At 70.7% G+C, this 20411-nt stretch carries 20 protein-coding genes and 2 pseudogenes; 12 read left to right on the forward strand and 10 right to left on the reverse strand.

Annotated elements, in window-relative coordinates; all coding sequences use genetic code 11:
• Positions 1-27: 27 nt before the first annotated feature.
• Complete coding sequence (locus ACFXC1_RS06835; RefSeq protein WP_381239810.1) at positions 28-1692, reverse strand: hybrid sensor histidine kinase/response regulator; 1665 nt, start codon at positions 1690-1692, stop codon at positions 28-30.
• Positions 1693-1734: 42 nt separating this feature from the next.
• Positions 1735-2409, reverse strand: coding sequence for a response regulator transcription factor (locus tag ACFXC1_RS06840; protein ID WP_381239812.1), 675 nt, complete (start codon positions 2407-2409; stop codon positions 1735-1737).
• Positions 2410-2641: 232 nt separating this feature from the next.
• On the opposite strand from ACFXC1_RS06840, the gene ACFXC1_RS06845 reads away from it, so the two are divergent.
• Positions 2642-3034: an STAS domain-containing protein gene (locus tag ACFXC1_RS06845; RefSeq protein ID WP_381239814.1), complete on the forward strand. Its 393-nt coding sequence runs from the start codon at positions 2642-2644 to the stop codon at positions 3032-3034.
• Positions 3035-3037: 3 nt separating this feature from the next.
• Here the strand turns inward: ACFXC1_RS06845 and ACFXC1_RS06850 are convergent, their stop codons facing one another.
• From ACFXC1_RS06850 to ACFXC1_RS06860, 3 genes and pseudogenes are all read right to left on the reverse strand, one after another.
• The gene (locus ACFXC1_RS06850; RefSeq protein WP_381239815.1) at positions 3038-3913 is read right to left on the reverse strand and encodes a geranyl diphosphate 2-C-methyltransferase; all 876 of its coding nucleotides are present in this window, start codon (positions 3911-3913) and stop codon (positions 3038-3040) included.
• Positions 3914-3962: 49 nt separating this feature from the next.
• Positions 3963-5021, reverse strand: a pseudogene (locus tag ACFXC1_RS06855) (family 2 encapsulin nanocompartment cargo protein terpene cyclase); the annotation flags it as partial.
• Positions 5020-6462 carry a family 2B encapsulin nanocompartment shell protein gene (locus ACFXC1_RS06860; protein ID WP_381239817.1) on the reverse strand — a complete coding sequence of 481 codons (1443 nt, stop codon included), beginning with the start codon at positions 6460-6462 and terminating at the stop codon, positions 5020-5022. The gene ACFXC1_RS06860 and the pseudogene ACFXC1_RS06855, both read right to left, overlap by 2 nt.
• A 292-nt stretch (positions 6463-6754) precedes the next feature.
• Here ACFXC1_RS06860 and ACFXC1_RS06865 point away from each other — a divergent pair, with 292 nt between their 5' ends.
• Positions 6755-7549 (forward strand): VOC family protein, encoded by a 795-nt coding sequence (locus tag ACFXC1_RS06865; protein WP_381239819.1) that lies wholly within the window; start codon positions 6755-6757, stop codon positions 7547-7549.
• 16 nt (positions 7550-7565) lie between these two features.
• Here the strand turns inward: ACFXC1_RS06865 and ACFXC1_RS06870 are convergent, their stop codons facing one another.
• The gene (locus ACFXC1_RS06870; RefSeq protein WP_381239821.1) at positions 7566-8186 is read right to left on the reverse strand and encodes a TetR/AcrR family transcriptional regulator; all 621 of its coding nucleotides are present in this window, start codon (positions 8184-8186) and stop codon (positions 7566-7568) included.
• 49 nt (positions 8187-8235) lie between these two features.
• On the opposite strand from ACFXC1_RS06870, the pseudogene ACFXC1_RS06875 reads away from it, so the two are divergent.
• Positions 8236-8325 (forward strand): annotated as a pseudogene (locus ACFXC1_RS06875) (nuclear transport factor 2 family protein); the annotation flags it as partial.
• Positions 8326-8446: 121 nt separating this feature from the next.
• Positions 8447-8704, forward strand: coding sequence for a nuclear transport factor 2 family protein (locus tag ACFXC1_RS06880; RefSeq protein WP_381239823.1), 258 nt, complete (start codon positions 8447-8449; stop codon positions 8702-8704).
• Between the two features lie 13 nt (positions 8705-8717).
• Here ACFXC1_RS06880 and ACFXC1_RS06885 read toward each other — a convergent pair whose 3' ends face one another.
• Positions 8718-9887, reverse strand: a complete 1170-nt coding sequence (locus ACFXC1_RS06885; RefSeq protein WP_381239825.1) for a low temperature requirement protein A — start codon at positions 9885-9887, stop codon at positions 8718-8720.
• A 132-nt stretch (positions 9888-10019) separates the two neighbouring features.
• Here ACFXC1_RS06885 and ACFXC1_RS06890 point away from each other — a divergent pair, with 132 nt between their 5' ends.
• On the forward strand, positions 10020-10718 hold the full coding sequence (locus ACFXC1_RS06890; protein ID WP_381239827.1) for a ribonuclease H family protein: 699 nt from the start codon (positions 10020-10022) through the stop codon (positions 10716-10718).
• A gap of 163 nt (positions 10719-10881) precedes the next feature.
• Here ACFXC1_RS06890 and ACFXC1_RS06895 read toward each other — a convergent pair whose 3' ends face one another.
• Positions 10882-11247: a hypothetical protein gene (locus ACFXC1_RS06895; RefSeq protein ID WP_381239829.1), complete on the reverse strand. Its 366-nt coding sequence runs from the start codon at positions 11245-11247 to the stop codon at positions 10882-10884.
• Between the two features lie 222 nt (positions 11248-11469).
• On the opposite strand from ACFXC1_RS06895, the gene ACFXC1_RS06900 reads away from it, so the two are divergent.
• From ACFXC1_RS06900 to ACFXC1_RS06925, 6 genes are all read left to right on the forward strand, one after another.
• A complete protein-coding gene (locus ACFXC1_RS06900) occupies positions 11470-11760 on the forward strand; it encodes a hypothetical protein (RefSeq protein ID WP_381239830.1) in 291 nt (96 codons plus the stop codon).
• Positions 11757-12611 (forward strand): hypothetical protein, encoded by an 855-nt coding sequence (locus ACFXC1_RS06905; protein WP_381239832.1) that lies wholly within the window; start codon positions 11757-11759, stop codon positions 12609-12611. The genes ACFXC1_RS06900 and ACFXC1_RS06905 overlap by 4 nt, the downstream gene beginning before the upstream one ends.
• 102 nt (positions 12612-12713) lie before the next feature.
• Complete coding sequence (locus ACFXC1_RS06910; protein WP_262060447.1) at positions 12714-13082, forward strand: roadblock/LC7 domain-containing protein; 369 nt, start codon at positions 12714-12716, stop codon at positions 13080-13082.
• A gap of 124 nt (positions 13083-13206) precedes the next feature.
• Positions 13207-14424 carry an FAD-dependent monooxygenase gene (locus tag ACFXC1_RS06915; protein WP_381239834.1) on the forward strand — a complete coding sequence of 406 codons (1218 nt, stop codon included), beginning with the start codon at positions 13207-13209 and terminating at the stop codon, positions 14422-14424.
• Between the two features lie 93 nt (positions 14425-14517).
• Positions 14518-16008, forward strand: a complete 1491-nt coding sequence (locus ACFXC1_RS06920; RefSeq protein WP_381241109.1) for an MFS transporter — start codon at positions 14518-14520, stop codon at positions 16006-16008.
• Positions 16005-16595, forward strand: coding sequence for a TetR/AcrR family transcriptional regulator (locus tag ACFXC1_RS06925; protein ID WP_381239837.1), 591 nt, complete (start codon positions 16005-16007; stop codon positions 16593-16595). Before ACFXC1_RS06920 ends, ACFXC1_RS06925 begins: the two co-directional genes overlap by 4 nt.
• On the opposite strand, the gene ACFXC1_RS06930 is transcribed toward ACFXC1_RS06925, so the two are convergent.
• Together ACFXC1_RS06930 and ACFXC1_RS06935 are read right to left on the reverse strand one after the other, a co-directional pair.
• On the reverse strand, positions 16592-17515 hold the full coding sequence (locus tag ACFXC1_RS06930) for a squalene/phytoene synthase family protein (protein ID WP_381239839.1): 924 nt from the start codon (positions 17513-17515) through the stop codon (positions 16592-16594). The genes ACFXC1_RS06925 and ACFXC1_RS06930 overlap by 4 nt on opposite strands.
• Before the next feature lie 42 nt (positions 17516-17557).
• Positions 17558-19264 carry a cholesterol oxidase substrate-binding domain-containing protein gene (locus tag ACFXC1_RS06935; RefSeq protein WP_381241111.1) on the reverse strand — a complete coding sequence of 569 codons (1707 nt, stop codon included), beginning with the start codon at positions 19262-19264 and terminating at the stop codon, positions 17558-17560.
• Between the two features lie 163 nt (positions 19265-19427).
• Between ACFXC1_RS06935 and ACFXC1_RS06940 the strand changes: the two genes are divergently transcribed.
• Positions 19428-20411 (forward strand): aldo/keto reductase, encoded by a 984-nt coding sequence (locus ACFXC1_RS06940; RefSeq protein WP_381239841.1) that lies wholly within the window; start codon positions 19428-19430, stop codon positions 20409-20411.

A 20411-nucleotide genomic window follows, 5' to 3' on the forward strand; every position in this document is an offset into this window, starting at 1 on the left:
GCCGGGCGGAAGGGGGAAGACGCGCGGCTACTCCAGGCGCTCCAGCAGGTCGAGCAGATCGGTCAGCGGGAGCGGTTTGGCGAGGTGCGCGTCGAAGCCCGCCGTCCGGGACAGCGAGCGGTCGGTGCCCCGGCTGAAGCCGGAGACCGCGATCAGCCGCGGCCGGTCGCCGTGCGGCCGGGCCCGTACCGTACGGGCCACCGTGTAGCCGTCGGTGTCGGGCAGGCCCAGGTCGCACAGCACCACGTCGAAGACGTCGGCCTCGGTCGCGGTGAGCGCGTCGGCGCTGGTGTGCACGGCGGTGACATGGTGGCCCTGGCGCTCCAGGAGGGTGCGGTACGTCGTGGCCAGGTCGGTGTTGTCCTCCACGATCAGGATGGCCAGTTGGCGCCGGGCACGGGGTGGTGCGGCCGGGCGTACCGGTTCCGGAGCCGCCTCGTCGGCCCGCGGCAACAGGACCGTGAACGTCGCCCCCTTGCCGGGGCCTTCGCTGTGCGCGCTGATCCGGCCGCCGTGCAGTTCCACCACCGTCCGCGCGACCGCGAGTCCCAGACCGAGCCCCTCTGGTGTGTTGGGGCCGGCCGGGGCCGCCCGCACGAACACCCCGAACAGCTCCTCGGCCTGGGCGGGTTGGAAGCCTATGCCGTCGTCCCGCACGGTCAGCCGGGCCCGCTCGTCCTCGACCGTGAGCCGGACCTCCGTACGGCCGCCGGGCGGGGAGTACTTGAGCGCGTTGGACAGCAGGTTCGTCAGCACCTGCGCCAGCCGCAGCCGGTCCCCGTCGACCGCAACGGGTGTGTCGGGCATGGTCAGTCGGAGGGTGCGCTCCTCGTGTCCGAACAGGCTCCTGATGTCGGCGCAGGCGCCTTCGACCACGGACCGTACGTCGACCCGCTCTGACACCAGTTCAAGGCGGCCGGTCAACGCCCGTGTCCCGTCCAGGAGATCGTTGCTCATCCGGACCAGCGTGCCCAACTGCCGTTCCAGGACGGCCAGTGCGGGACGGCACGTGTCCGGCAGGTCCAGCGCCAGCAGTTCCACGGCCGCGGTGGCGGCGGCGAGCGGGTTGCGCAGTTCGTGCGAGAGCGTGGCGATGAACCGGTCCTTGGCCCGCTGTTCCTCCCTCAACTGCCGTCCGGCCGCGTTCAGTTCGACGTTCGCTCGGCTCAGCTGCTCGTTGACCTCGCGGATCTCCCGGGCCCGGACGAACAGGTCGATCTCCATGCCCTCGGCCCGCATCTGAGCCTCGGCCGCGGCCCGCTCCTGCTCCCGGCCGACCCGGCGCAGATGCACGAAGTCCGTGACGTCCTCCACCCGGTGGATGATGTGCGTGACCCGTCCATCGGTGTCCAGGACGGGGGAGTTGACGGGACTCCAGTACCGCTCGGCGAAACCGCCCGCCTCGCCGGTCGGGATGTCGTAGCGCTGGAGCGCCATCGTGTCCTTGCGGCCCGTCGCCACCACCGACTCCAGCGAGCGGCGCAGATTGGCGACACCGTCGGCGGAGGGGTCGTCCGGGTTGTCGGGGAAGACGTCGAAGATCCGCTGTCCGACGATTCTGCGTTCCGTACGGGTGGCCGCGAGATACGCGCGGTTGACCTCGACGATGGTGAAGTCGGGGCTGAGGATCAGCAGCGGGGACAGCGAGGAGTCGAAGAGCAGCCGGAAGTCCGGGGCGGCGAGGGGCGGCATGGCGGCTCTCAGAGGTCTCGGGGTGTCAGCGGTCTCGGGGTCTCAGGGGTCGAGGCGGTAGCCGTAGCCGCGGACCGTGGTGATCCGGGGCGCCGGCACGGGGAGTGCCGCGAGCTTGCCGCGCAGGCGGTACACGTGCTCGATCACGGTCGCGGGCTGCTGCCAGGACGCGCCCCAGATCTGTTCCAGCACCTGCTCGGTGGAGAAGACCCGGCCGGGCGCCTCACCGAGCATCTCCAGAAGCGCGTACTCCTTGGGGCGGAGGACGAGCAGGACGCCTTCGGCCGACGCCTGCCGTGCCGCTGTGTCGATCCGCAGTGAGCCGACCTGGATCACCGCCGGGGTCTCCGGTGGCTGCGACCTGCGCAGTACCGCTCTGATGCGGGCCACCAGCTCCCGCTGCGAGAACGGCTTGACGAGGTAGTCGTCGGCGCCGATCTCCAGGCCCGCCACCCGGTCGGCCTCCGCGCCCCGGCCGGTGACCACGATGACCGGAAGGCGGCTGGTGGAGCGGAGCGCGCGCAGGAGTTCCAGGCCGCTGCCGTCCGGGAGTCCCAGGTCGAGGACGGCGAGATCGATGCGGCTCTCGTGGAGGACGGACTTGCCGGCGCGGGCGTCCATGGCCCAGGTGACGGTGAATCCCTCGTGCTCCAGGTAGGAACGGCACATCAGTGCGAAATCGGGTTCGTCCTCGATCAGTGCCAGGTGCGGACGCATTCCGCATCACCCGGCCCGACCTCGGCCCGCTCGTTGTGTCGCTGATGAGCGGGCGTTGATGCCCCGACCATGTGGCGAAGGTAGAACAGTAGGCACCCACGGTTCAAGGGGGAGCCGCTCGGGGGGAGTTCCGGCGCGGGCTCGTACGGTGCGGGGATGTCGAAGCCGCCGTACGGACCCGCGCCGGATCGCGCGCCCGCGCGCGAGAGGCACGGAACGGGGACGGAAGACCTTGCACGAGAACAGCCTGGAGCCGGTGACCGCGGCGGCCTGGCCGGCGCCCGGCGGCCATGCCCTGCTGGGCGCCAGGGACGGCCTGCTGGTCGTGGACCTGCACGGCGACATCGATCTGGCGACCGCGACCCCGCTGCGCGAGTGGCTGGACTCGGTCGTCGCCCTGCGCGCGCCCGCCTACGTCGTAGATCTGCGCCGTACGACCTTCATCGACTCCACCGGACTCAACCTGGTGCTGCGTTTCCGCCGCCGGGTGCGGGAGCACGAGGCGGGCTTCGCCGTGGTGTGCGCCCCGCGCACCGTGCGCCTGTTGCGGGCGCACGGCACGCTGGACGTCCTCGATCCGGCGCCCGGGATCCCGGAGGCGGCCTCCAGGATCGCCGGCCGCTGAGACTCAGACCCGGTCGGCCGCGATCAGCAGATACTGGAAGCTGCCGTTGCGGTACGCGGTCAGGAAGGTGTCCTCGATGCCCGTGACCAGATGGTCGGCCCGGCTGCGCAGGGCCCAGTAGGGGATCGTGTCCTGGGTGAGGTCCTGGACGTGGACGGGCACCAGCCGGTTGCGCGCCATCGCCCGGAAGTACTCCGACCTGGGGTGGATGTCGCAGATGTAGTGGGCGTTGATGAGGGACACCTCGCGCGAGGCCCGGCCGTAGGTGTCGTTGTAGCAGCCGGTGATCACCACATAGCGCCCGCCGCGGCGCAGCAGCCGGGCGTGCTCGGCGAACAGCAGGTCCAACTCGACGTACATCGTGGACTCGTTGTTCCAGGACGCGGCGAACTCGCCCGTCGGGAAACCGGTGTCGAGCATGTTGCGGTGGTGGTAGCGCACCTTGCCGTCGATGCCCCGGTCACGGGCCCGCTCGTTGGCGAACTCGGCCTGCTTGGCGGAGATCGTGACCCCGTCGGCCCGGCAGCCGTAGCGCAGATGCGCCACCACACTGCCCCCGCCGCGCCCGCAGCCGGCGTCGAACACCCGGTCGTCCGGGGTGAGTTGGCCCAGGTACGAGGTGAGCAGCTCGGCCTGGGCGTGTTCAAGCCGGTGCAGTTCGGCGGTGAGTCGTTCCCGGCGCCGGACGGGGTCGGGCTCCTCCAGTACGGACTCGTCGGCCCCGCCGATTCCGTAGTGGTGGTGGTACAGGTCGTCGATCTGTCCGAGGGCGAGGTTGACCGGGTTCTCTTCGGCGTTCCAGTAGTCCGCGACACGGCTCTGGTACGTGGACTGGGTCGGCACCGGTGGTGCTGTGGTGCCGGCGTCGGCGGTGGTCAACGGTGACTCCTAGCGTGCTGCGTCTGACGGGACGTCAGGGACCGGACTCTTACCAGTAGTTGGGCAGGTGGTAGCGGTGGGTGTTGGTCGCGTGCCACTCGTGGTTGCCGGACACCCAGGCGGCCAGGCCCTCGGTGTAGCGAGCGACGAGGGGCGAGGCGGCCGACAGCGCCGCGGACTCCTCGTCGAAGGCGTCCATGATCCGGTTGTGGATGTCGACGGACTTCAGATAGGCGGCCTTCAGCCCGCACCGCTCGTTGGCGGCGACGACCTGCGGGAGGTTGAGGTGGTCCGGGTCGCTCGCCAGTTCCTTGGTGAAGGAGTAGAGGTCGTTGACGATGGTGGTGGCGTTGCAGGCCAGGGCCGTGACCCGCTGGATCTCGGGCCGGGCGTAGACCTGTTCGGGCAGTTCGTAGCCGTCGACCGCGTCGACGATCGACAGACAGGGCCGGAAGTTGTTGAACTGCCGCATCACCAGGTACTCCCAGACCCGCGGCTTGTACCTGATCTCGGCCCACGCGGCCTCGGCGAGATAGCCGAGGTGCAGCCGCGCGAGGTCGTGCACGATCCGGTCGGTCTGGCTGGGGGTGGCGAGGAGGGCGTAGTCCTGGATCGCGAAGCGGTACGAGCGCAGCGGGCCGTCGGCCTGGACACCGTGCCGCCACTCCTCCTCCAGTTCGGGGGTGGAGTGGAACGGGTCGAGCGCCGACTGCGCGAAGATCAGCCGCCCGCCCAGCCCCCGGTGCGCGCCGCCCTTGCCCTCGTCCTCCTCGCAGTAGCAGTTGTCGACGATGTTCTCGGCGAGCAGCAACTTGCCTGCGGCGGTGAGCCGTTCGAGGTCGAGCGCCCCCGGGTGCTGGAGCACCACGGCCCGGCCGAACTGGAACCCGGCGAAGTCCCCGTTCCAGGCGGCCGGGAACAGGTCGAGGCCGCGGGCCCAGGTCTCCAGTCTGCGGTCGAGCTCGGCGGCCTTCTCCGGGTCGGCGGGCGCCGCCGGGCGGTAGGTGAGTCCGGGGATCGCGCCGGTGCGCCGGGCCCGCAGGGTGCCCGCCAGGTTGGGCGGGCCGGGCAGCGAGAGGGAGGTGGTCATGAGCTTCTCCAGGCCGTCACTCGGCGGTCCGGCCGATCTGGACGTTCTCCAGGATTCCCGCCGCGTCGGGGACCAGGATGGCCATCGAGTAGTACGCGGTGACGAGGTAGCGGATGATCGCGGCGGAGTCGATGCCCATGAAGCGGACGTTGAGTCCGGGCTGGTACTCCTCGGGGATACCGGTCTGGAACAGGCCGACGACACCCTGGTCGGCCTCGCCGGTGCGCAGCGCGATGATGCTGCTGGTGTGCTGCGGGGAGACCGGGATCTTGCCGCACGGGAAGAACGGCACCCCGCGCCAGGCGGGGATCTCGTGCCCGTCGACGTTCGCCGTGCCCGGCACCAGACCGCGCCTGTTGCACTGCCGGAAGAAGGCCGCGATCGCCTTCGGATGGGCGAGGAAGAGCTTGGTCTTGCGGCGCATGGCGAGCAGTTCGTCGAGGTCGTCCGGGGTCGGTGGACCGGTGAAGGTGCTGATGCGCTGGGTGTAGTCGACGCTGTGCAGCAGCCCGAAGTCCCGGTTGTTGACCAGTTCCCACTCCTGCCGCTCGCGGATCTCCTCGATGGTGAGGCGCAGTTGCTGCCGGGTCTGGTCCATCGGGTCGTTGTAGAGGTCGGCGACCCTGGTGTGCACCCGCAGCACGGTCTGGGTGAGGGACAACTCGTATTCGCGCGGGGCGAGTTCGTAGTCGACGAAGCCACCGGGCAGCGTCGGCTCGCCCACATGGCCGGCCTGCACCGGCACATCGGCCTCGCCCCTGCGGTTCATCGGCAGCCGCTGCCGCTCGGCGTACGCCTCCAGATGGGCGGCCAACGACGGTACGCGGTCGGTGAATTCGGACACGACGTCCCAGGGCAGGACGAGCAGCACGCCAGCGGTCTCGGCGCGCACGGAACTCAGCCACAGCGGGTCGGACTGGCCTATCGCCTCGTCGCCCATCTGGTCGCCGTCGGTGACGACTCCGAGGATCTCCTCCTCGTCGTAGGGTCCCGCGGCGTAGCGGGTGAAGCGGCCGTGGGCGACCAAGTAGGCCTCGGTGACGGGCTGTCCGGCCTCGAACAGGACCTGGCCCGCCCGCACTTCCCGGACCCGGAACCGGGTGGCGATCTCCTTCAGGACCTCCGTGTCGGAGTACCCGCGCAGCACGGGCAGTTCGGTGAGCGTCTCGGGGATGACCTTGACGTCGTCGGCGCCGTTCTGCTCGAACCGCACCCGGCCGCGGCCGACGCTGAGCTGGAGCCGCCGGTTGACCCGGTAGGCGCCGCCCCTGACGTCCACCCAGGGGAGCATCTTCAGCAGCCAGCGCGAGGTGATGGCCTGCATCTGCGGTTCGGACTTGGTGGTCGTGGCGAGTTGCCGGGCCGCGACGGTGCTGAGGCTGGTGAGCCGGCCGTTGCCCGGTGGTTCGGCGGCGGAGTCGTCGGTGGCTGGTCCGTTGACGCTTTCCGGTGTGGACACATTCCCTCCCGGGAGGTGAACAGGGGTGAGCGCGTCGTCGGTTTACAAGCCAAACAGTCCTGCCCAGCACCGGTAACCGCGCGAAAGGGGCGGCTTCGCGTCCCGGAGGTCGTAAACCCGCCGGTCGAGTCGGGGCGGCGGGGGTTCGTGCCCGCACCCCGGCGTACAGGGCGCGCAGGCGCGGCGGCAGGCGATTCCGGCGTTCGACGCGCGCCCCACTCCCCGGGTGACTAGCGTGAGATTTCGGACAGCACGATCCAGCCAACCCGACCTACCGGAGAGGGCCGCAACCATGGCCGTACAACCTGAGGGAACCCCCTGTTGGGCCGACGCGATGTTCGGCGACGTCGAGGGAGCCAAGAGTTTCTACGGCGACGTCCTCGGCTGGACCTTCGGCGAGGCGTCGTCGGAGTACGGCAACTACACACAGGCCTACGTCGACGGAAAGGCCGTGGCCGCCGTCGTACCGCCGATGCCCGGCCAGGAGGGGCAGTCGCAGTGGTGTCTCTATCTCGCCTCGCCGGACGCGGCGGCGACCGCGGCGAAGATCCGGGAGAACGGCGGCGAGGTGCTGATGGAGCCGATGCAGGTCGGCGAGTTCGGCACGATGTGCCTGGCCCGTGAGCCCAGCGGCGCCGTGTTCGGCGTCTGGCAGGGCGGCACCCACGAGGGCTTCGAGGTGTCGGGCGTACCCGGCGCGTACGCCTGGGCCGAGGTCTTCACCCGCGAGCCCGCGAAGGCGGACGGATTCTTCCCTGCGGTCTTCCCGTACTCGGCGAAGAGCATGGACGACGCCGGCGTCGACTACCGCGTCTACAACGTCGGCGAGGACACGGTCATCGGACGGATGCAGATGGGCGACGAGTTCCCGCCCGAGGTGCCGTCGTACGTCAACGTGTACTTCGGCGTGGACAACTGCGACGACGCGGTCGCCAAGGCCACCAAGCTCGGTGGCATCCTCCGCTTCGGCCCCATGGACAGCCCCTTCGGGCGGTTCGCGGCGCTCAGCGATCCGCAGGGCGCCTCGTTCTCGGTGATCGACATGAGCACGACCGAGGGCGAGATGCCGGCGATGACGGACATCTGACCGGGCGGGTCATCGGTCAGCGGCCGTCGGCCGTCCACCAGGCGGGGGCGCAGGCCACGGCCGCGTCGACCATGTCGTCCTTGGTGACCGCCGGGTCCTCCAGCCATGCCCTGATGGCGCCCGCGAAGCCGTGGGCCAGGAACTGCGCGGCGACCCGGCGATTGGCCTCGGGCAGCCCCGGGCGGTCGCCTTCGGCCATGAAGGAGAGCGTGTAGTCGCCGAAGTGGCGCACGAGCGCCTCGTACACACCGCTGTCCGCCGGATCAGTGAGGGCGCGCCGGTAGATCGGCAGATGCCGCTCGACGTGGTCGGCGACCTCGGCGGTGGCCAGCCGGAGCAGTTCGGCGGCCGAGTGCCCGCCCTGTGCGCGGGCCTCGGCCTCCCTGCGGTGGCCGCGGTCCAGATCGGCCTGGAGTACCTGGATGAGCAGGTCCAGCGGGGAGCTGTAGCGGTTGTAGAACGTGGCGCGGGTGACCCCCGCGCGGTCGGCCAGTTCCGCGACGGAGATCCGGGAGACGGACCGCTGCGCGGCGAGCTCCACGACGGCCTCCTCGAAGGCCCGCGTCGTGCGGGTGACGCGTGGATCGATCCGCTGGTTCAGCGCTCCGCCCTCCCTGCCTTCACGTTGCACTGCCATGACGAGTGATTTTATACACATGTCAAATAGTGCGGCGAAAGGAACGGTCATGGCCTCGCACACCGCGATCACACCCCAGGAGGCCGCCGACCGGCTGGCCGTCCGCGAACTGGTCGACGCCTACGCGCACTGCGCGGACCGACGGGACGCCAAGGGGCAGATGGCCCTGTTCACCGAGGACACCCGCTTCCTGGTGTTCATGGACGCCACAGCGGCGGAAGCCGACACAGGAGCTGCACGGCCGCGAGTCCCTGGCCCCGGTGTTCGACAACCTCAACGTCTCCCGGGCCACCACGCACTTCAACGGCCAGAGCACGATCACCCTGGACGGCGACCGGGCGACCGGCGAGAGCTACTGCCTGGCCCACCACGTCTCGCTCGACGAGTCGGGGCAGCGCACCCTCATGATCGCGTCCATCCGCCACCTCGACGAGTTCGCCGAGCTGGACGGCGACTGGTACTTCGCCGAACGCCGGCTGATGGTCGACTGGACCGAGACCCGCCCCTCGACGCCCTGACACCCGCGCGCGGTCACACCGCCGGTTCCCCTTCGTGGGCCACGCGGTGCGCCACGGCCAGACCCCAAAGCACCCCGAGCACGACCACCAGGGCCAGACCCAGGAGCAGCGGAGCCGGACGCAGGGCGCCCAGTGCCACGCATACGACCGCCATGGCGACGCAGGTCCGGGCCGGCGGCCGGTAGAGGCCCAGGTCCTCGCTCCAGACCCGCAGCGACGCCGCGAGCACCATCGTCGCGCAGAACACGACGGCCGTACCCCCGCAGAGCACCCAGGCCGTGGCGGCCGGGGTCCGGCCGTCGTGGGCGTGCTCGACCAGGCCCACCATCGCGGCGCCCATGGCGGCCACCGCGGCCGTGAGCGGCAGATGGATCATCATCCACTGCAGGGCGCTCGCCCGCGTGGGCCGCGGCAGCCGGTGCCCGGCGAAGTCGAAGTACGTCCACCAGCCGCCGAAGCCGACCACGACGGCGACCAGCCCGACGGCGAGGGTGAGCGCGCCGGTCGGCTCGTGGGACAGCCCGTGGACCACGCCGGTCACGTTCTCGCCGAGCACGATGATGATGAACAGCCCGAACCGCTCGGCGAGCGTGTCGGTCAGGCTGAAGCCGACCACCCGTTCCGGAATGGCCCTGGCGAGCACGAACACGAACCCCAGCAGATAGACGACGGCCAGCGCGCCCCACGTCAGCACCCGGGCGTCCGCGGGCAGTGCGGCGCTCGCAGCCAGGACGACCGAGCAGAGCGCGGTCCCCGTAACGAACAGCACGCTGGGGCGCCGGAATTCGGGCGTGTCCGCCCGCGAGGCCAGCAGCCACAGCAGCGCCAGAAGCGCGAACAGCGCCCCCGCGTCCACGGCGAACGCGGCCCCGCGCGCGTCGCCCGCCTCCGGGATGAACGCGCCCAGCGGCACCAGCACCAGGATCTGCAGCAGGAACATACTCCGGCCGCGGGCGTCCTCGTGCCCGTGCAGTTCGTGGTGCAGGCTGCCGTTGAGCCAGGCGATCCACACCAGCGCGAACACCGCGGCGAACAGGCCCAGTCCGTGCCAGTCGAGCTCCCCGGCCAGGTGGTCGGCGGCCTGGGCGACGAGGACGACCACGACGAAGTCGTAGAAGAGTTCGAGCGGGCCGACCACCCGCTCGCGCGGCTGTTCCCCGTGCGGGCGCGGCGGCAGCCACAACAGCTGGCGCAGGCGGGCCCACTGCTCGTGTCGCGAGGTCGTGCGCGCAGCGTAGAGAGCCGGGCGGGCGGATCCCCGGACGGGGCGTACGGCCGGGTCGGGTCGGGGGAGAGCGCGTGGTGCGGTCGTGGCATGATCGGGCCCATGCGTGAACGTGTGGTGGCCGCGTGCGACGGGGCTTCGAAGGGAAATCCGGGGCCCGCGGCCTGGGCGTGGGTCGTGTCGGACGATGCGGAGAGCCCCGCCCGCTGGGAGGCCGGACCGCTCGGCAGGGCCACCAACAACGTCGCCGAACTCACCGCGCTGGAGCGCCTGTTGACGGCGACCGCATCGGACGTACCGCTGGAGATCCGGATGGACTCGCAGTACGCCATGAAGGCGGTCACCACCTGGCTGCCGGGCTGGAAGCGCAACGGCTGGAAGACGTCCGGCGGCAAGCCGGTAGCCAACCAGGAACTGGTCGTCCGCATCGACGAACTGCTCGACGGCCGCTCGGTCGAGTTCCGCTACGTCCCCGCCCACCAGGTCGACGGCGACCCGCTGAACGACTTCGCCGACCGCGCCGCCAGCCAGGCCGCCGTCGTGCAGGAGCCCGCGGGCAGCGACCTCGGCTCGCCGGAGCCGCCCCCCTCGCCCGACACCCCGAAGAAGTCCGCCCGTCCGGCCGGTGCCAAGTCGGCCCGGAAGGGCGCGAGTTCGTCCTCGCGCACCATCAAGGCGAAGTTCCCCGGCCGCTGCCTGTGCGGGCGCGCCTATGCGGCGGGCGAGCCGATCAGCAAGAACGCCCAGGGCTGGGGGCATCCGGAGTGCCGTACCGAGAAAGTGGACTAGACAATTACAGTCGCTCCGCTTTAACGGTCGTGCGCCGTCCGGGAATTCGGCCCCGCAAAGGTCGGACTTGATAGTCGGGCCGGTCCCGGCGGATATGGCCGCGCCGAGACCGCCCGGGACTTCTGAAGTCGCGACTACTCGATTGTCATATGCCGCGACGCGTTCATATCTCCAAACTCGCCTCAAGGCGCTTCAAGTTGTGCCGCGCCAGCGCCAGATTGCTGCGCTCCCGGTCCAGCGCCAGATACAGGAAGAGCGAGCCGCGTGCGCTCGCCAGCGGCCTGATCAGGTGGTACTGCTTCCCGAGGGTGATCAGGATGTCCTCGATCCGGTCGTCCACGTTGATGGACTTCAGCGTGCGCACCTTCGCCCGCACGACCTCGGTGTTGCCCGCCCCCGCGACCTCCAGGTCCAGATGCGGACCGCCGCCCAACGCCCCCAGCGTCATGCCGCTCTCGTAGTCGACAAGGGACACCCCCAGGGCCCCGTCGATAGTCATCGCTTCCTTGAGCGTCGCCTCAATGTTCACGTGGTGCCTCGTTTCCCTCACGAGCCGGCAAGACGGTGGGTCTCGCCACGAAAACGGTCTCAATGCGAACCGTGCGGGTAACAGACAACACCATCTTTGGTCAGTGTTGCGATAGTTGGCAAATAAAGTAGTCTGCTCGCGGAGTGACTGAAGGGGGGGCCTTTGTCATCGCTCGACACCGCGCTGGACCGTGCTCTGACTGCGCCCGGTATCAGCGGAGCCATGTTGCTCGATGCCGTCACCGGCCTCTCCTATGCGGAGTCGGGCGATGTGAGCGGCAGCCAGGATTCCTGTGAAATAGCGGAGATCGCCCGTACCCGCCTCATCCGGGCCGGTGCGTCGGGGGAGTTGGAGAGCGTCGTCGTGACCACCTCCACCCGCCATCTCGTGACGCTCCAACTCACGCGGCGGGGCGACCCCCTGCTGCTGTGCGCGACCGTCGACCGCGAGCGCACCAACCTCACCTGGGCGCTGCGCGAACTGCACCGGCACGCCGACGAGTTGCTGGCATGACGCAGCCCGGCACCGGGGAACCGCTCGCCGACTCCCGCAACGTTCCCGCCCTGTTGTCGGCCCTCCGGGACCGGGCGCACTCCTGCACCGTGCTCGTCACCGGCACACCGGGCGGCGCGATCCATGTGCGCGACGGGCTGGTGGTGGCCATGGAGACACCCGGCGCACCGGGCATCGAGGGCCTGCTGCTCCGGTCGGGCCGCATCAGTGAGGAGGCGTGGTCGGAGGTCAGGGCTTCCGACACCACCCACGAACATCTCGCCGCCGAACTCGTGGCGCGCGGGCTCGTCGGCGCCGGCGAACTCGAAGTCATCAGCGTCAGCGCCCTGTTCGACGCGGCCTTCGCGCTCTCCCTCGCCGTACCCGACAGTTGGGAGGTCGCCGATCCCGTACCGGCGCTGTACCGCAACGACGGCGTCACCCCCGAGCGACTCGTCGGCGAGGTGTCCCGGCGGGTCAACCTCCTTGCCGGGGAGCCCGGTTCGGTCGCCGCCCTCGCCCGCACCCGCGTCCGGTCGGTGTCCGCCGGGAGTCTTCCGGGGACCGCCGCCAGGCTGCCCGCCCGGCACCAGGAGGTCCTGGCCCACGCGAACGGCCGCGGCACGGCGAGGGACATCGCCTTCGCCCTCGGCCGAGGCCTCTTCGCCGTCATGATGGACCTACGGCACCTGCTGGACCGCGGACTCGTCCAGCCCCACACGCCCTCGGCGGACAACAGGCCCAGCACGGCGGCCCGCGGCGCGCCCACCGCGCCTCCGTCCACCGCCCCCTCCGCCGCACCCCGCCCCGTACCTCTCCCGCGCCGCGAACCCGGTCGGAACTCCGCACCGGAGCCTCGGCCCCACGACTGAACGACCCGACCCGTCCGTTCGCGCCGATTCCGGCTGAAACCGCGACCCGGCCCCCTCCCGCCTCGTTGTCCCACCGCCTGCACGCAACAGGAAGAAGACGCCATGAGCGACCCCGTGACCGACCTCCTCATCGCCCTGCGGGACAACGTAATGGGAGTCACCGAATCCACCCTGGCCACCAGCGACGGGCTCGTCGTGGCCAGCGACGCGAACAAGACCCACCCCGAGTCCATGGCCGCCCTCGCGGCGGCGGGCCTCGCACTCGGCCACCGCCTCGCCGACCACGGCGGCGCGGGCCATCTCCGCGAGATCACCGCGCGGGGCAGCACGGGCCATGTCATCGTGACGGCCGTCGGAGATCGCGCGCTGCTCGCCGTGGTAGCCGACGACGGCCTCGACGAAGCGGCCTTCCGCCGGGAGATCCCGGCGCTCACGGCGGAACTGCGCCGCCATCTGGACAAGGACGTCTGATCGACAACACGTCTGAGCCGTCCCGGTCGTCTCATCGGTCCTGTGCGGGGTGACGCGAATTCCGTGCCGCCCCATCCTGCTACTCTGCGGATCCACTTGACCACTTTGAGTAAAATCCAGGGGTGTGCGCGTGAAGGTCGCCTGTGTCGGAGGCGGGCCCGCCGGTCTGTATCTCTCGATCCTGCTGAAGCGGCAGGACCCGTCCCACGACGTCACCGTCTACGAGCGCAACCCCGAGGGCTCGACCTACGGCTGGGGTGTCACGTACTGGCGCGGACTGCTCGACCAGCTCCGGGAGTACGACCCCGAGTCCGCGCAGGCCGTCGACGAGCACTCGGTGCGCTGGAGCGACGGCGTCGCCCGCGTCCGGGACCTCACGACCACCCAGCCCGGCGACGAGGGCCACGGCATCGGCCGCCACCGCCTTCTCAAGATCCTCGCCGAACGGGCGCGATCGCTGGGCGTACGGCTGGAGTTCGACCGCGAGGTCACCGCCGACGACCTCCCCGACGCGGACCTGATCGTGGCCGCCGACGGCGTCAACAGCGCGCTGCGCACCCGCCACGCCGATCACTTCGGCGCCGAACTCAGGCCCGGCCGCAACCAGTACATCTGGCTCGGCACCAGCAAGGTCTTCGGCTCCTTCACCTTCGCCTTCGTGGAGACCGACCACGGCTGGATCTGGTGCTACGGCTACGCGTTCGGCCCCGAGGGCAGCACCTGCGTCATCGAGTGCGCCCCCGAGACCTGGACCGGCCTCGGCCTCGACACCGCCGCCGAGGCCGACGGACTCGCCCTCCTGGAGAAGCTCTTCGCCGACCTCCTCGACGGCCACTCCCTGATCGGCCGCGCCTCCTCGGACGGCAGCGCCCAGTGGCTCAACTTCCGCACCCTCACCAACCGAACCTGGCACCGCGACAACCTCGTCCTGCTCGGCGACGCCGCCCACACCACCCACTACTCGATCGGCGCCGGCACCACCCTCGCCCTGGAGGACGCCATCGCGCTCGCCGACGCCCTGCGCGAGCACACCGAACTGCCGGAGGCCCTCGCCGCCTACGAACAGCGCCGTAAATCCGCCCTGTTGTCCATCCAGAGCGCGGCCCGCTACAGCGCCCAGTGGTACGAGAACCTCCAGCGCTACATCCACCTGCCCCCGCACCGCATGTTCGCCCTGCTCGGCCAGCGCCACTCGCCGCTGCTGCCGTACGTCCCGCCGCAGGTCTACTACGGCCTCGACAAGGCGGCCGGACGCCTTGAGGCGCTGCGCCGGTTCAAGCGCTGGCTCGGCCCCAGGCTGGCGCGCACCGTCCACGCGCGGGCGCTCGCCGCCCGCAAGTAGGGCACCGGGCCTCCCGGGCAGCTTGGGTGAATGGCTATTCACCAGATAGGGTGAATAGCCATTCACCTTTTTTGCGTGTCCGCTGGAGTGCCCATGGGCCAGCCCGTACCGATACCCGACCCGTCCGGCACCACCGGGCGGACCCCCCTGCGGGACCGGCTCACCATCCCGGTGCTGGCCTTCGGCGGGATCCTGATGGCGGTCATGCAGACCGTGGTCGTCCCGCTGCTCCCGTCCCTGCCCCGGCTGACCCACTCCTCCGCGGGCGCCGTCTCCTGGATGGTCACCGCGACCCTGCTTTCCGGCGCCGTCCTCACCCCCGTGCTCGGCCGGGCCGGCGACATGTACGGCAAACGGCGGGTCCTGATCGGTGCCCTGACCCTGATGACCGTCGGCTCGGTCATGTGCGCCCTGTCCTCCGACATCCGCGTACTGATCACCGCCCGCGCCCTGCAAGGTGCCGCGGCCGCCGTCGTCCCCCTGTCGATCAGCATCCTGCGGGACGAACTGCCCCCGGAGCGCCGGGGCAGCGCGGTGGCGCTGATGAGTTCCACGGTCGGCATCGGAGCCGCCCTCGGACTGCCGCTCGCCGCACTGATCGTCCAGTACGCCAACTGGCACGTCATGTTCTGGGCGACCAGCGCACTCGGCGCGCTCGGCGTGTGGGCGATCTGGTGGGCGGTGCGCGAGTCGCCCGTCCGCGCACCGGGCCGCTTCGACGTGCTCGGCGCGCTCGGACTCGCCGCAGGACTGGTGTGTCTGCTGCTCGGCGTGTCCCAGGGCGGACAGTGGGGGTGGGGGAGTACGCGGATCCTGGCGCTGTTCCTCGCCACGGTCGTCGTGTTCGGCCTGTGGTGGTGGCAGCAACTGCGCGTCGAACAGCCCCTGGTGGACCTGCGGTTGGTGTCCCGGCCCCGGGTGGGCCTGTCCCACGTGGCGGCCCTGCTGACCGGCTTCGCGTTCTACGCCAATTCCCTGGTCACCGCCCAACTGGTACAGGCGCCCAAGGCCACCGGCTACGGGCTCGGACTGTCCATCGTCCAGACCGGCCTGTGCCTGCTGCCCGGCGGCATCACCATGCTGCTGCTCTCACCCGTCTCGGCCCGCATCTCGGCGGCCCGCGGCCCGCGGATCACGCTCGCCCTCGGGGCCGCGATCATCGCGCTCGGCTATGTGGTGCGCATCGCCGACAGCCGCGACCTGTGGACGATCATCCTGGGCGCGACGGTCGTCGCCACCGGCACCACCTTCGCCTACTCGGCGCTGCCCACCCTCATCCTGCGCGCCGTCCCGGCCGGCCAGACCGCGTCCGCGAACGGCGTCAACGTCCTGATGCGGACCATCGGCCAGGCCGTGTCCAGCGCCGTGGTGGCCGCCGTCCTGGTGCACCACACCAGCCTCATCGGCGGGCTCCCGCTGCCCACACTGCACGGATACCTGATGGCGTTCGGCATCGCGGGCGTGATCGCCCTGGTGGCGAGCGCGGCGGCACTGACCATCCCGGGCGACCCCGCCGCCGACGACACGCGGACCACCCGGGACCGCGCCGAGGGCGCGCGGGACGAGGCGCTGGAGGGAGCATGAGTGCCGTGAGCACCCCACCCACCGCGTCCCCGTCCCCGCCCGCGCGCCGGGACGCCGAGGCGACCAAGGCGGCCATCCTCAAGGCGGCCCGCTACCTCCTCGCCCGAAACGCACACGCCGACATCACCCTCAAGGCCGTGGCCGAACGCGCCGGTGTCAGCGCCCCGTTGATCCTCAAGTACTTCGGCAACAAGGAAGCCCTCTTCGCCCGAGTGATGTCCTTCGAGTCGGACGCGGAGGCCCTGCTGGACGCCCCGCTCGACGAACTCGGCCGCCACATGGTCCGGCACGTCATCGTCAGCCAGCGCGAGCGGGGCGCCGACCCGCTGCTGCGCATCGCGTTCGCGCCACTCCAGGGCGACCACGGAGACATCCTGCGCGTCAACTTCCGCGCCCAGGTGGTCGACCGCCTCGCCGGACGACTCCCCGGCCCCGACGCCGCCCTGCGCGCCGAACTGGCCGTCTCCACCCTCCTCGGTCTCGGCGTGATGTACGGCATCGCACGCGGCACCCGGCTGCGCGAGACAGCGACGGACGTCATCGTGGACCGCTACGGGCCCACTGTGCAGGCCCACCTGGAGCCCTAGGCGAATCGGCGGGCCCTGCGGTACTGCCGGCCCAGGACCCGCAGCGTGGCCAACGCCGACGGCCCCGTGTCGCGCAGCAGGACCCTGCCCCCTGCGCGGCGTACCGCGCCCAGTCGCAGTTCCTGGACGGCGAGCAGGGCGTCGAGGAACGGCCGGTGTTCCGGCGCCACGAGCGCGGGAAGCGCACGGCAGTCCGCGAGCGTGGTCCCGGCGAGGTCGGCCTGCGCCCGGACCACCTGGTCCAGCGCGGGCACGCACGTTTCCGGCCTGCTGCGCAGATCCTCGAACTTCAGTCCGTGCAAGGCGAGTTCGTCCCGTGGAATGCCGATGCGGTCGTTCTCGGCGTCCTCGCGGAGGTCGGCGAGGAAGTCGCTGCGCTGCCAGCCCTCGATCAGATCCCGGCACCCCTTGACGAACGACGCGTACGTTTCCGGGTCGGTCGGCGCGAGCAGCGACGCGGTCAGCATCAGCGCGGGCAGCGAGTAACTGTCCACGTACGCCTGGAAGTCGGCCTCCGTCTCGAAGCCGGTCCAACTCGCCTCCACGGGAGCACCGTCGAGGAAGGCCCGCACCCGGGCCGCCATGTCCGGACGACGGCGAGTGGTGTCCCAGAGCGCCAACAGGCCCTCCTGCTCGGGTGGTTCGCCGCTCTCCAGGGCCGCCGAGGTCTCGGCGTCCCAGGCGGCGAGGGCCGCCGCACGCGCGTGCACTCCACCCGTGTCGATCAGTTCGTCGGTCGTGTGCATGTAGGCCACCGCGGCGACGACCGGCGGATGCAGCTCCGCCGGCAGCAACAGCCGTACCGCCACGTACTCGTGCAGCGCGAACCTGCGCACGATCCCGCGCTGGGCGTCATAGGCGCGCCGCAGTCGCGGGTCGGTGATGCCCGCCTTCGTCAGCGCGGTCGGCCAACCGGTCACAGCTCTCCCTGTGTCAAGATCCTCGACACAGCCTAGTCAGCGCTACTCGAACAGCCGGTCCAGGAAGGCGTTCCCGAACACCCCGTGCGGGTCGAGCCGGTCGAAGGTCCCCGCAGCCTGCCCCCACACCGACTCCCCGAACGAACCCGGTACCGCCGTCCCGATCACCTGCTCGTCGCTCCACGCGGCCTGGTCGGTGTAGGCCCAGCCCTTGGACCACTCGACCCGGGTGCCGTCGAACGAGCGGAACAGGAACTGCTCCAACTCCCGCAGGAACTCCTCCGCGTACGGCGTGCCGGGCAGTGTCAGCACGTCCAGCCATACCGCCGTGTCCCACTCGGGGTGCTCGGCGCTCGGCCGCAGCGCGGACAGCAACGGGGCGCGGGCGCCGGTGAGTTCGGCGTCGGCGGGGTGGTCGAGGCCGGTGACTCTGATCTCGACGGTGCCGTTGACGGGGAACCGGCCGAGCGCGGCGTACGCGGCGAGCCGCTCCCGGTAGAACTCCGTGAACTCGTGAACCACGCGCTGCACCTGGGCCCGAGCGGTGAGCACCGCGTAGCCGTTGGCGGTCTCCCGCAGTGTCGTCGGTCTGACGTAGAGCAGCGTGTTCTTCGACGGCCCCCAGATGTCCGCCGACAGCGTCGCCGTCAACCCCAGGGCGGCGACGTCGAGTTGGGCGTTGCCGAGCACCGGCGCCAGATACCACGCGCCGTCGGACAGGATCCGCCCGACGAGATCCGCGACCAGCGTCGGCACGTTGTCGGAGAACGGATAGTTGTACGGCGACGAGACGCGCCGCGAGGTCAACGGCTTGGTCGGCGCGACGCTCCAGACCTTCAGCCAGGGGAACTCGGTGAACGCGAACCAGATCGCCTCGGCCCGCCCGGCCTCGTCCAGGAAGCCCGCGAAGGTACGCCCGTCGGACCCGGGCGCCGCGAAGAGCTCGGTGGCCGGGATGTCCGTACGGCTGAGGCACCGCAGATTCGCGTTCGCCCCCACCCGCAGCACGACCTCGGTGACCAGTGAACGCCCCAGATGGGTGAGCAACGCCGCGCAGTCCGCCTCGTCACGGGTGTAGGTCCGCGGGACGTAAGCCCCGGTGTCCGAGTCCCACACCACCGCCGTCAGCGACACCACCAGATTGCTGAGCGACCCGAACGTGTGCCCGGCCGTCCGCTCCTCGCCCTTCGCGGGTACGGCCGTGCCGTGTGCGTCGATGGCCAGGGCGCCGCCGAGGGTCGGATCGCCGGGCGCGGGCGCGGCGGTGAGACCGAGACCGTGCCCCTCCAGGAACGTGAGGAGCGCCTCCAGGGTGACCCCGGTGCCGGCCCGGACGGCGGAGGCGGAGTCCAGGGTGAGGCCGGTGAGGTGCGGGGCGGTGTCGACCAGCAGCACTTGCGCGTCGGACGCCGTACCGGACTCGATCGTCAGTGGTGACCAGCCGTGCGAGGAGCCGCGGGCGCGGACCCGCCAGCCGTGCTGCCAGGCCCAGTTGACGACCGACACCACCTGGTCGGCGTCGGTCGGCGCGCAGGCCCACAGCCCGTCGGCGGTGATCTCGCCGACCCAGTTGCGGTAGGCCGAGCGGTAGAGGCCGACCTCGGCCGGGAAGTCGGGCAGCTCGGCCGCGGCGACGGCCGGATCGGCCGTCAGGAGGACGGGTACGGCGGCCAGCACGGCTGCCGAGAGGAGGAAGCCCCGACGGGTCCAGGGGGCGGAACTGCCGTTCCCCGGCTGGAGGTTGTTCACTGCAGGGTTCGCCACATGATCGGTCACGCGCACACGCTAGGCGGGAGTTGACACGAGTAGGCAGCCTGTCGAGCCGGTTCACCCGTGTGAGTGAAAGATTCACAGGCCGCGACCCGGAGGAGCCCGTTCCGCGCATGTCGGTGCCGGATGACAGACTGACGGCATGGACGAACGTGTAATCGGCAGGTCGCAGCAGCAGGCATCCGTCGTCGGCCTCGGCACCTGGCAGTTGGGCGCCGACTGGGGAGACGTCGACGACAAGGAGGCCCTCGCCGTGCTGGAGGCGGCGGCGGAGTCGGGGGTGACCTTCTTCGACACGGCCGACGTGTACGGCGACGGGCGCAGCGAGCAGACCATCGCCGCCTTCCTGAGCGGCCGGCCCGATCTGCATGTCCTGGTCGCGACGAAGATGGGCCGCCGCGTCGACCAGATCCCCGAGAACTACGTCCTCGACAACTTCCGCGCGTGGAACGACCGTTCGCGCCGCAACCTCGGCGTCGACCGCATCGACCTGGTGCAACTGCACTGCCCGCCGACTCCGGTCTACTCCTCGGACGAGGTGTTCGACGCCCTCGACACCCTGGTCGCCGAGGAGCGCATCGCCCGGTACGGCGTCAGCGTCGAGACCTGCGAGGAAGCCCTCACCGCGATCGCCCGGCCGAACGTGACCAGCGTGCAGATCATCCTCAACGCGTTCCGCATGAAGCCCCTGCTCCAGGTGCTTCCGGCCGCCCAGGAGGCGGGCGTCGGCATCATCGCGCGCGTGCCCCTCGCCTCCGGCCTGCTGTCCGGCAAGTACACCAAGGACACGGTCTTCCCGGAGAACGACCATCGCACCTACAACCGCCACGGTGAGGCCTTCGACCAGGGCGAGACCTTCTCCGGCGTCGACTACACGACGGGCGTCGAGGCCGCCGCCGAGTTCTCCGCGCTGGCCCCGGAGGGATACACCCCGGCCCAGCTCGCCCTGCGCTGGATCATCGACCAGCCCGGTGTCACCACGGTCATCCCCGGCGCCCGCTCACCCGAACAGGCCCGGGCCAACGCGGCGGCGGCCGGGCTGCCCGCCCTGTCCGAGGACACACTCACCGCGATCCGGGACCTCTACGACCGGCGGATCAAGGACCAGGTGGAGAGCCGCTGGTAA

The sequence above is a fragment of the Streptomyces hokutonensis genome (genome assembly GCF_042751305.1).
GTDB lineage: Bacteria > Actinomycetota > Actinomycetes > Streptomycetales > Streptomycetaceae > Streptomyces > Streptomyces hokutonensis_A.

Bases quoted from the DNA above. Each gene is read 5' to 3' on its own strand.
- ACFXC1_RS06840 (WP_381239812.1), bottom strand. From the start codon at position 2,409: ATGCGTCCGCACCTGGCACTGATCGAGGACGAACCCGATTTCGCACTG.
- ACFXC1_RS06870 (WP_381239821.1), bottom strand. From the start codon at position 8,186: ATGGCAGTGCAACGTGAAGGCAGGGAGGGCGGAGCGCTGAACCAGCGG.
- ACFXC1_RS06910 (WP_262060447.1), top strand. From the start codon at position 12,714: ATGAGCGACCCCGTGACCGACCTCCTCATCGCCCTGCGGGACAACGTA.
- ACFXC1_RS06835 (WP_381239810.1), bottom strand. From the start codon at position 1,692: ATGCCGCCCCTCGCCGCCCCGGACTTCCGGCTGCTCTTCGACTCCTCG.
- ACFXC1_RS06940 (WP_381239841.1), top strand. From the start codon at position 19,428: ATGGACGAACGTGTAATCGGCAGGTCGCAGCAGCAGGCATCCGTCGTC.
- ACFXC1_RS06865 (WP_381239819.1), top strand. From the start codon at position 6,755: ATGGCCGTACAACCTGAGGGAACCCCCTGTTGGGCCGACGCGATGTTC.
- ACFXC1_RS06890 (WP_381239827.1), top strand. From the start codon at position 10,020: ATGATCGGGCCCATGCGTGAACGTGTGGTGGCCGCGTGCGACGGGGCT.
- ACFXC1_RS06920 (WP_381241109.1), top strand. From the start codon at position 14,518: ATGGGCCAGCCCGTACCGATACCCGACCCGTCCGGCACCACCGGGCGG.
- ACFXC1_RS06900 (WP_381239830.1), top strand. From the start codon at position 11,470: ATGTTGCTCGATGCCGTCACCGGCCTCTCCTATGCGGAGTCGGGCGAT.
- ACFXC1_RS06925 (WP_381239837.1), top strand. From the start codon at position 16,005: ATGAGTGCCGTGAGCACCCCACCCACCGCGTCCCCGTCCCCGCCCGCG.
- ACFXC1_RS06905 (WP_381239832.1), top strand. From the start codon at position 11,757: ATGACGCAGCCCGGCACCGGGGAACCGCTCGCCGACTCCCGCAACGTT.